This is a genomic window from Paracoccus marcusii (assembly GCF_006151785.1).
Lineage (GTDB): Bacteria > Pseudomonadota > Alphaproteobacteria > Rhodobacterales > Rhodobacteraceae > Paracoccus > Paracoccus marcusii.
The window spans coordinates 1-10070 of the sequence record NZ_VDDD01000122.1 but is presented as its reverse complement, the minus strand read 5'-3'; the positions used below and the strand labels follow the sequence as shown (position 1 = coordinate 10070).

Below are 10070 nucleotides of genomic sequence, written 5' to 3'. Positions count from 1 at the left end.
GGCGGGGGCAGCCAGGCGCCGCATCAGCGCCGCCCGCCGGGGCCGGTGACGGCCGCAGGCTGCCGCGAGGATGCCGCCGCCAGCGCATCGCGCAGTTCGGCCTCCATCCGCACCAGTTCGGTCTCGGCCGAGGCGCGCCGCGAGCGACCTTCGTCGGCGATGCGCAGGCTGTCCTCGATCGTGGCGATCAGCTGGGCGTTGGCGGTCTGTACCGCCTTGATGTCAAAGACGCCGCGTTCCGTCTCGGCCCGGATCTGGGCGTTCGCCTGACGCAGGTTGTCGGCGTTGCGCGTCAGCAGCTCGTTGGTCAGGTCGTTGGCCTCCTTGACCGCGCGGGCGGCCTCGGCGCTGCGCTGGATGGTGACGGCCTGGGCCAGCTGTGTCTCCCACAGGGGCACCGTGTTCACCAGGGTCGAGTTGATCTTGGTGACCAGCGACTTGTCGTTTTCCTGCACCAGCCGGATGGAGGGCAGCGACTGCATCGTCACCTGGCGCGTCAGCTTCAGGTCGTGGACGCGGCGTTCCAGGTCGTCGCGCAGGGTGCGCAGGTCGCGCAGCTCCTGCGCCTCGATCACCTGGTCGGGCTGCGCCTTTGCGGCCAGTTCGGCCTCCTTGGCGGGGATCGTCTCTCGATCCAGCTCGGCCAGCTTTTCGGTGCCGGCGGCGATGTACAGGGCCAGCTCGTCATAGAAGGTCAGCGTGCGGTCATACAGGATGTCCAGCGACTTGATGTCCTTGAGCAGCTTCTGCTCGTGCCCCTCCAGCTCGGCCGTGATGCGGTCGATCTGGGTCTGGACCTGTTCGTAATTCGCCACGAACTTGGCAAAGGGCGCCGACCGGCCCAAAAGCTTTTCCCACCAACTGCGGCTGCGGCGCATGTCCAGCTCGCTGGTCGAGAATCCGCGGATCGTGGTCACGACCTCGCGCAGGCTGTCGCCGGCCGGGCCGACCTCTTTGGCCTTGACATCGGCCAGCATGGACTGGCTGATCTGCTGCAGATCGGCCTGAGCACGGGTGCCGAAGCGGAGGATGGAATTGCTGTCCTTCAGGTCGATCTCGGCCATGCGGGCGCGGATATGGGCCTGGACGGCGGGGTCGGCATCGGACAGGGACTGCGCCGCAGGAGCAGGCTCGGGCAGCGGGGCCGAGGCGATCGCCTCGATCTGGGCCTGGGCAGCTTCGGCGCGGCGTTTCGTCTCGTCACTCATCGGCATGTCCCCTTGTCGGCCATCCGCCCGTCGGGCGGTTCCGTTGTCGCAGCATATGACTAATTTCCGCGGCTTCAACGACGGCCAGACCGGAAAGTTTCGTCACATGGCAGGGCGGACACAGCGGGTGGTGCGGATGGGCCACAAGCGCGGCCCATCCGGGGGTGTCAGGCCGCGGCCTTGCGCCCGTAGAAGCTGTCACCCTTGGCGGCCATGTCGCGCAGCATCTGCGGCGCCTTGAAGCGGGCACCATGCGCGGCCTCCAGCCGGTCGCAGATCTCGACCGCCTTCTGCGCGCCCAGGATGTCCAGCCAGCCGAAGGGACCGCCCGACCAGGGCGCAAAGCCCCAGCCCAGGATGGCGCCCACATCGCCTTCGCGGATGTCCTCCAGCACGCCGTCCTCCAGCGCACGCACGGCCTCCAGGCTCTGGGCGAACATCAGGCGGTGCTGGATCTCGTGCAGGTCGGGCTGATCGGCGCTGCGCGGGTACTGCGCGTCCAGACCCTCCCACAGGCCCTGCCGCTTGCCGTCCTCATAGGCATAGAAGCCCGCGCCGCCCTTGCGGCCCATCCTGCCCTGGTCGGCCATCCAGAACAGCACGTCGTCGACTGCGCCGTCGGGATAGGCGTCGCCCATCGCGGCCTTGGTCGCCTTGGCAATCTTGACGCCCAGGTCGATCGAGGTCTCGTCGACCAGCTGCAGCGGACCCAGGGGCATGCCCATCATCTTGGCGGCGTTTTCCACCAGCGTGGGGTTCACGCCCTCGGCCACCATGCGGATGCCTTCGTTGATATAGGGGATGATGCAGCGGTTGGCATAGAAGAACCGTTCGTCATTCACGACGATGGGGGTCTTGCGGATCTGGCGCACGAAATCCAGCGCCTTTGCGACCGCCACGGGACCGGTTTCGCGGCCCTTGATGATCTCGACCAGCAGCATCTTATCGACCGGGCTGAAGAAGTGGATGCCGATGAACTGTTCGGGGCGCGCGCTGGCACGCGCCAGATCGCTGATCGGCAGGGTCGAGGTGTTGGTGGCAAAGATCGCGTCCTGCGGGATCACGGCCTCGGCCTTCTTCGTCACCTCGGCCTTGACCGACGGGTCCTCGAAGACCGCCTCGACGATCAGATCGCAGCCCTGCAGGGCGGCGTAATCCGTGGTGGCGGTGATGCGGTCCAGCACCTGGGCCTTCTTCTCCTCGGTCGCCTTCTTGCGGCTGATGGCCTTGTCCAGAAGGCCCGTGGAATAGGCCTTGCCGCGGTCGGCGCTGTCCTGGGCCGCGTCGATCAGCACGACCTCGATCCCGGCCATGGCGCTGACATAGGCAATGCCCGCGCCCATCATGCCCGCGCCCAGGATGCCCACCTTGCGGACGGTCTGGTCCGGGGCCTCGGGGCGGTTCGCGCCCTTCTCCAGCGCTTCCTTGTTGATGAACAGGCTGCGGATCATCGCGGTAGACGAAGGGTTCATCAGCACGTTGGTGAACCAGCGCGCCTCGATCTTCAGCGCCTGGTCAAACGGCACCATCGACCCCTCATAGACCGCCGACAGCAGCGCCTTGGCCGCCGGATAGACGCCCATCGTCTTCCCATGCACCATCGCGGAGGCGCCCACGAAGGTCATGAAACCCGCCGGGTGGAACGGCTCTCCGCCCGGCATCTTGTAGCCCTTGGCATCCCACGGCTTGACCAGGTCGGCCTCCTTGGCTTCCAGCACCCAGGCCTTTGCGGCGGCCAGCGGGTCCTCGACGACCTCGTCGATCAGCCCGGCCGATTTCGCCTTTTTGGGGTCCGACAGCTTGCCTTCCAGCAGGAAGGGTGCGGCCATCATGGCGCCCAGCTTGCGCGTCAGGCGGGTGGTGCCGCCGGCGCCGGGAAAGATGCCGACCATGATCTCGGGCAGGCCGATCTTGGCCTTGGCATTGTCGGCTGCAAAGATGCGATGCGTCGCCAGCGGCAACTCCAGCCCGATGCCAAGCGCGGTGCCGGGCAGGGCGCTGGCGATCGGCTTGCCGCCCTTCTTGGTCTTGGGGTCCATGCCGGCCAGCTCGATCTTGCGCAGCAGGTGGTGCAGCGTCATCACGCCGTCGAACACGCCCTGCGCGCCGTTCGCGTCCTTCATGCCCGCGATGACTTTCAGGTCCATCCCGGCGGCAAAGTCCTTCTTGCCGCTGGTGATGACGATGCCCTTGACGGCATCGTCGGCCAGCGCGTCGTCGATCAGCCCGTTCAGGGCGGTCGCGCCGTCCATCGACAGCACGTTCATCGATTTGCCCGGCACGTCCCAGGTGATCACCGCGACGCCGTCGGCGCCTTTTTCCATCGTGAAATCGGTCATGTCCGGGCTCCTCACACGCGTTCGATGATGGTGGCCGCGCCCATGCCGGACGCGATGCACAGGGTCGCCAGACCCATGGTCTTGTCCTGCCGCTCAAGCTCGTCCAGCAGGGTGCCGATGATGATCGCGCCGGTCGCGCCCAAGGGGTGGCCCATGGCGATGGCGCCGCCGTTCACGTTGACCTTGGAATGGTCCACGTCGAAGGCCTGCATGAAGCGCAGCACCACGGATGCGAAGGCTTCGTTCACCTCGAACAGGTCGATGTCGCCGATGGACAGGCCGCTGTCCTTCAGGATCTTCTCGGTCACGGGAACCGGGCCGGTCAGCATGATCGTGGGGTCGGTGCCGATCTTGGCGGTGGCGCGGATGCGCGCGCGGGGCTTCAGGCCATGGGCCTGCCCGAATTCCGCATTGCCGATCAGCACGGCGGCGGCGCCGTCGACGATGCCGCTGCTGTTGCCGGCGTGGTGGATGTGATCGACATGGGTCAGGTGCGGGTATTTCAGCATCGCGACCTTGTCGAAGCCGGGCATCATCTCGCCCATCTCCTTGAAGGCCGGGCGCAGCTTGGCCAGATCGTCCGCCGTGGTGCCGGGGCGCATGTATTCGTCGCGGTCCAGGATGGTCAGGCCGTTCTGGTCCAGCACCGGGACGATGGATTTGGCAAAGCGGTTGTCGGCCCAGGCCTGCGCCGCGCGGCGCTGGCTTTCCAGCGCCAGCGCATCGGCATCCGCGCGGCTGAAGCCGTATTCGGTCGCGATGATGTCGGCGCTGATCCCCTGCGGTACAAAGTACGACCGCATGGCCAGTCCCGGATCGACCGCGATGGCCGCCCCGTCGCTGCCCATGGCAACGCGGCCCATCATCTCTACCCCGCCGGCGATATAGGCCTGGCCCGCGCCGCCCTTGATCTGGTTGGCGGCCAGGTTCACGGCCTCCATGCCAGACGCGCAGAAGCGGTTGATCGACAGGCCGGGAATGCTCTGGTCCAGGTCCGATGCCAGCACGGCGCTGCGCGCCAGGCAGCCGCCCTGTTCCTTGACCTGGGTCACATTGCCCCAGATCACGTCCTCGACCGCGTGGCCTTCTAGCCCGTTGCGGTCCTTGACGGCGTTCAACAGGCGCGCCGACAGCGCCAGCGAGGTGACCTCGTGCAGGCTGCCATCGGGGCGGCCCTTGCCGCGCGGCGTGCGGGCGGCGTCATAGATGAATGCGTCGGTCATGTGTCCTCCTTGGGCGCCCGGTCGGATGGGTTGCCGGGCATCAGATCATAGGGGTGTTTCCAGCCGGGCAGGGCGGCGATGCCGTCCAGCCAGCGATCGATATGGGGCCAATCCCTGCGGTCGAATCCGAAGGGCTCGGGATAGTATAGGTAACCGCACAGCGCGAAATCGGCGATGGTCGGGCCGCCGGGTGCGACCCAGTCGCGGTCCGCCAGATGCGCGTCCAGCACATGATAGGCCCCTTTCAGCCGCCCCTGCAGGTACTCCGCGGCCCCTGCCGGCCGCTTGTCCGCGGGCAGGAAGTTCAACAGGAACCGCGCCGGTCCCGCCTGGCCCGAGACCTTGTGGTTGTCGAACATCAGCCAGCGCAGCGTCTCGTTGCGGTCGCTGCCCATGAACCTGCCGGTGCGTTCCGCGACGTGCAGCTGGATGACGGCCGATTGGGTCAGGGTCACATCGCCCTCACGGAACACCGGGACCTCGCCCATCGGGTTCAGCGTCCGAAATGCGGGGCTGCGCCCCTCTCCGTTGAAGAAATCGACATAGACGGGCTGCCAGTCATAACCCGCCACTTGCATCGTCAGGGCCGGTTTGTAGGCGTTTCCGGATTCGCCAAAGCACCAGAGTTGCGCGGTCATCTTTCCTCCTCGACGCCGGGGGGCTGCGCGCCCCCCGGACCCCCCATGGGGTATTTGGACAAAGAAGAAGCGGCGTTAACCACTTCTTCAACTGAGCGGCATTAGTCTGGTCCTGCGGTACAGACTGGGGAGCCGATGACCGCCAAAGGAGAAGTCGCCCCGGCCTGTGGGCCGACAACGCCTGACCCGACAACAATCGGGAGAGGTCGGGGCGCATCCTGCTTCTTCTTTGCAAAAATACCCAATGCGACCTCTCCGCCCTTGATGTCGGATCAGAAGGCTTCTGCCTCCAGCTCCATCACCGTGGCTGCTCCGGACTGGATGCGGGCCAGATGCGTGGCGGTCATCGGCAGCTGCCGTTTCATGTAGTAGCGGCCGGTTGCCAGCTTGGTCTTGTGGAACGCCGGGTCGGCGGTGCCTGTATCCAGCGCCGCCTGTGCGGCGACCGCCATCCGGGCCCACATGTAACCAAGGGTCACGTGACCAAACAGATGCATGAAGTCGTAGCTGCCCGACAACGCATCGTTCGGGTTCTTCATGCCGCGTTCCATGAAGAACATGGACGCCGCCTGCAGGTCCTTGGACGCGGCCTTCAGCGGTTCGATGAAGTCGGCCGCCAGTGCCTGATTGCCGGACTGTTCCTTGCAGAACGATTTGACCATGTCGAAGAAGGCCATCACATGCTTGCCGCCATCCTGGGCCAGCTTGCGGCCGACCAGGTCCAGCGCCTGCACGCCATTCGCACCTTCGTAGATCATGGTGATGCGGGCATCGCGGACGAACTGGCTCATGCCCCATTCCTCGACATAGCCGTGGCCACCGAAGACCTGCTGGGCCAGCACTGTCGCCTCGAAGCCCTTGTCGGTCAGGAAGCCCTTGATGACCGGGGTCATCAGCGACACCAGCCCCTCGGCGTCCTTGTCGCCGGCCAGGTGGCCGCGGTCGATCAGATGCGCGCCCCACAGCGCGAGCGCGCGGGCCCCCTCGATGAAGCTCTTCTGGTCCAGCAGGCTGCGGCGGATGTCGGGATGCACGATCAGCGGATCGGCGGCGCCCTGCGGATTCTGCGCGCCGGTCACCGCACGGCCCTGCAGGCGGTCCTTGGCATAGGCCAGAGCGTTCTGATAGGCGGGTACCGCCGCGGCATAGCCCTGCAGGCCCACGCCCAGACGCGCCTCGTTCATCATGGTGAACATGGCGCGCATGCCCTTGTGCAGATCGCCCAGCAGCCAGCCTTTCGCGCCGTCATAGTTCATCACGCAGGTCGCGTTGCCGTGGATGCCCATCTTGTGCTCCAGCGCGCCCACCGACACGCCGTTGCGATCGCCCAGAGAGCCGTCCGCGTTCACCAGGAACTTCGGGACGATGAACAGGCTGATGCCCTTGGTGCCCTCGCCGCCGCCGGGCGCCTTGGCCAGGACCAGGTGGACGACGTTCTCGGCCATGTCGTGATCGCCGGCCGAGATGAAGATCTTCTGGCCCGTGATCAGGTAGCTTCCGTCCTCCTGGGGTTCGGCCTTGGTGCGCAAGAGGCCCAGATCGGTGCCGCAATGCGGTTCCGTCAGGTTCATCGTGCCGGTCCAGTCGCAGCTGACCATCTTGGGCAGATAGGTCTGCTTCTGGTCGTCGGTGCCGTGGGCGTGGATCGCGGAATAGGCGCCGTGGGTCAGGCCCTGGTACATGTTGAAGGCCATGTTGGCCGACACGAACATCTCTCCGGTGGCCACGCCCATGGTGTAGGGCATGCCCTGGCCACCGTATTCGGGGTCGCAGTCCAGCGCGGTCCAGCCGCCCTCCTTGACCTGCTCGAACGCCTCGCGGAAGCCCTTGGGCGTGCGGACGACGCCATTCTCCAGAACGCAGCCCTCCTGGTCGCCGGACAGGTTCAGGGGCGCCAGCACCTCGGCGGACAGCTTGCCGGCGGCTTCCAGCACGGCCTCGGTAAAGTCGGGGGCCAACTCGTCATGGCCGGGCAGGTCGGATTGCGACAGCTTCAGAACGTCGTGCAGGACGAACTGCAGGTCGCGGATCGGGGGCGTGTACGAAGGCATGTCGGGATCCTTTACGGCTGTTCTGTGGGGGCTGCGGAAAGCCGGCCCTCGGCATCCGAGATCTGCTGGCGAAGGTCGGCGATCGCCTCGCTCAGTTCGGCATATTGCCGTTCCATGTCCGCCAGGCGGTCGCGGCCGACATCGATCGTGGCCGCGATCTGCGCGCGGTTCGTGCCGCCGGGTTCGTACAGCTGCAGCAGCTGGCGGATCTGTTCCAGGCTGAACCCGAAGCGCTTGCCGCGCAGGATCAGGATCAGCCGGGCCCGGTCGCGCCGGTCATACAACCGGTGCTGGCCGCGGCGCTGGGGAAAGATCAGCTCTCGTGCCTCGTAGAACCGCAGCGTGCGCGGGGTCACGTCAAAGGCGTCGCACATCTGGCGGATGGTCATCAGATCTTCGGACATGGGTGCGGCTCCTCCTCAAACCGGCTTTCCGTCCTTCCCTGAACATAGGCCCAAGTTGACGCGAACGTAAGCAGGACGCGGCGTCACAAGGGCGCGTGCCGCCGCGTCAGCCCATCTTGGCCAGTTCGGCCACGGTGGTCTGGCGCAGCTGGTCCAGGTCCGCCCGCGCCGCCGTCAGGTCGGCGATCTGACCGTCCAGCACGGCCAGCTGGCGGTCGGCCATGTCGATCCAGACCTGGTACTGCTCGCGAGAGCCCTTCTTGTCATAGATCTGCAGCCATTGGCGGATCTCCTCCAGGCTGAAGCCGAAGCGCCGCCCGCGCAGGATCAGGGTCATGCGCGCGACCTCGCGCGGGCCATAGAACCGGGCGCGGCCTTCCTTTCGGGGCTGCAGCAGTTCGATGTATTCGTAATAGCGCAGCGTGCGGGGCGTCACCTCGAACCGTGCGCACATGTCCTTGAAGCTGATGCGGTCTTCGGTCACCCGGCACCTCCCTGGAAGATTTCCCTTGGCGTCAACCTAAGCGCAGCCGCATCCTTTCTCAACCGAATCGCGCGCCGGGGCTTGATCCGGGTCCCGACCGGACGCTACCCCTCGCGCAAAGAAGGACGCCCCATGACCGATCCCGACGATCACGCCCGCATCGCCCAGCAGTTCATCGAGGCGATCCCCCATGCGCGCGCCCTGGGCATGCGGGTCGAGGAGATAGGCGCGGGCCGCGCCACGATCAGCATGCCCTGGGCCGAACACCTGGTCGGCGATCCGCGCACCGGGGTGATCCACGGGGGTGTCGTCTCGGCGCTGATGGACACCTGCTGCGGGGCGGCGGTGATGGCGCATCCGACGAACCCGCGATCGACCGCGACGATCGACCTGCGCATCGACTACATGCGGGCCGCGACGCCGGGGCAGCGCATCACCGCGCGGGCCGAATGCTATCACATGACCCGCAGCGTGGCCTTCCTGCGCGCCGTGGCCCTGGACGAGGACGAGGCCAATCCCGTCGCCGCCGCCACCGGCGCCTTCACGGCGGAGCGGTGATCATGGGCGACCGCAACGAACCCCTGCACCAGATCAAGTCGCGCCGCGATTCGGCCCTGGCGGCGATGGTCACCGGCGTGCCCTACATGACCTGGCTGGGCATCCGCTTCGACCGGCGCGGGGACGAACTGACCGCGATCCTGCCCTATGACGACAAGCTGATCGGCAACCCGATGCTGCCTGCGATCCATGGCGGGGTCACCGCGGCCTTCCTGGAGGTCACGGCGATCATCGAGCTGGGCTGGGCCGCGATGTGGGAGGATCTGGAATCAGGCCGCATCGCCCCCGACGCGGCCGTTCCAGACAGCCTGCCGCGGCTGCCCAAGACCATTGATTTCACCGTCGACTACCTGCGCTCGGGCCTGCCGCGCGACGCCTATGCCCGCGCCCGCGTCGTGCGATCGGGACGGCGCTATGCGTCCGTCCATGTCGAGGCGTGGCAGGACAACCGCGCCCGCCTGATCGCCCAGGCCACCGGTCACTTCCTGATGCCGCAGCCTTGAGCCTGCTGACCCACCGCCGGGTGCTGCAGATCGCGGTGCCCATCGTGCTGTCCAACCTGACGGTGCCGTTGCTGGGGCTGGTCGACACCGGTGTGGTGGGTCAGCTGGGCCAGCCGCAGGCCATCGGCGCGGTGGGGATCGGCGCGATCATCCTGACCTCGATCTATTGGGTGTTCGGGTTCCTGCGCATGGGCACGTCCGGTCTGGTGGCGCAGGCCCATGGCGCGGGCGACCAGCCCGAGGTCGGCGCCCACCTGCTGCGCGCGCTGGCCATCGCCGCCGCAGCCGGGCTGGTCTTCATCGCGCTGCAGGCGCCGATCTTCTGGGCGGCCTTCCGGCTGGCCCCGGCCTCGGATGCGGTCGAGGCGCTGGCCCGCGACTATCTGGCGATCCGCATCTGGGGGGCGCCTGCGACCATCGGATTGTATGCGATCACCGGCTGGCTGATCGCGGTCGAACGCACCCGTGCGGTGCTGGCGCTGCAGCTGTTGCAGAACGGGCTGAACGTCGCGCTGGATGTGTGGTTCGTGCTGGGCCTGGGGCTGGGCGTGGCGGGCGTCGCCTGGGCCACGCTGGTCGCGGAGCTGTCCGGCGTGGCGCTGGGCCTGTGGCTGGCGCGGCACGTGCTGGGACAGGCGCGCCGCGCGGCGGGGCTGTGGGCG

The 10070-nt window shown here is 67.0% G+C and carries 10 protein-coding genes; 3 read left to right on the top strand and 7 right to left on the bottom strand.

Features of this window, described 5'->3' with window-relative positions:
* Window positions 1–23: 23 nt before the first annotated feature.
* The 7 genes from FHD68_RS15360 to FHD68_RS15330 all read right to left on the bottom strand — a co-directional run bounded on the left by FHD68_RS15360 (window position 24) and on the right by FHD68_RS15330 (window position 8317).
* On the bottom strand, window positions 24–1208 hold the full coding sequence (locus tag FHD68_RS15360; RefSeq protein ID WP_127899042.1) for a toxic anion resistance protein: 1185 nt from the start codon (window positions 1206–1208) through the stop codon (window positions 24–26).
* Between the two features lie 167 nt (window positions 1209–1375).
* The gene (locus FHD68_RS15355; protein WP_127899041.1) at window positions 1376–3547 is read right to left on the bottom strand and encodes a 3-hydroxyacyl-CoA dehydrogenase NAD-binding domain-containing protein; all 2172 of its coding nucleotides are present in this window, start codon (window positions 3545–3547) and stop codon (window positions 1376–1378) included.
* 11 nt (window positions 3548–3558) lie between these two features.
* Window positions 3559–4770 carry an acetyl-CoA C-acetyltransferase gene (locus tag FHD68_RS15350; RefSeq protein WP_127899040.1) on the bottom strand — a complete coding sequence of 404 codons (1212 nt, stop codon included), beginning with the start codon at window positions 4768–4770 and terminating at the stop codon, window positions 3559–3561.
* Window positions 4767–5408, bottom strand: a complete 642-nt coding sequence (locus tag FHD68_RS15345; protein WP_127899039.1) for a glutathione S-transferase family protein — start codon at window positions 5406–5408, stop codon at window positions 4767–4769. Before FHD68_RS15345 ends, FHD68_RS15350 begins: the two co-directional genes overlap by 4 nt.
* 272 nt (window positions 5409–5680) lie before the next feature.
* On the bottom strand, window positions 5681–7459 hold the full coding sequence (locus tag FHD68_RS15340; protein ID WP_127899038.1) for an acyl-CoA dehydrogenase C-terminal domain-containing protein: 1779 nt from the start codon (window positions 7457–7459) through the stop codon (window positions 5681–5683).
* An 11-nt stretch (window positions 7460–7470) separates the two neighbouring features.
* Window positions 7471–7863, bottom strand: coding sequence for a MerR family transcriptional regulator (locus tag FHD68_RS15335; protein WP_045981991.1), 393 nt, complete (start codon window positions 7861–7863; stop codon window positions 7471–7473).
* Between the two features lie 106 nt (window positions 7864–7969).
* Window positions 7970–8317: a MerR family transcriptional regulator gene (locus FHD68_RS15330; RefSeq protein ID WP_206692757.1), complete on the bottom strand. Its 348-nt coding sequence runs from the start codon at window positions 8315–8317 to the stop codon at window positions 7970–7972.
* 162 nt (window positions 8318–8479) lie between these two features.
* Between FHD68_RS15330 and FHD68_RS15325 the strand changes: the two genes are divergently transcribed.
* The 3 genes from FHD68_RS15325 to FHD68_RS15315 all read left to right on the top strand — a co-directional run.
* The gene (locus FHD68_RS15325) at window positions 8480–8905 is read left to right on the top strand and encodes a PaaI family thioesterase (RefSeq protein ID WP_045981990.1); all 426 of its coding nucleotides are present in this window, start codon (window positions 8480–8482) and stop codon (window positions 8903–8905) included.
* Window positions 8906–8907: 2 nt separating this feature from the next.
* The gene (locus FHD68_RS15320) at window positions 8908–9408 is read left to right on the top strand and encodes a PaaI family thioesterase (RefSeq protein ID WP_042247551.1); all 501 of its coding nucleotides are present in this window, start codon (window positions 8908–8910) and stop codon (window positions 9406–9408) included.
* On the top strand, window positions 9405–10070 hold a 666-nt coding region (locus FHD68_RS15315), incomplete at its 3' end, for an MATE family efflux transporter (RefSeq protein WP_244297882.1). The genes FHD68_RS15320 and FHD68_RS15315, both read left to right, overlap by 4 nt.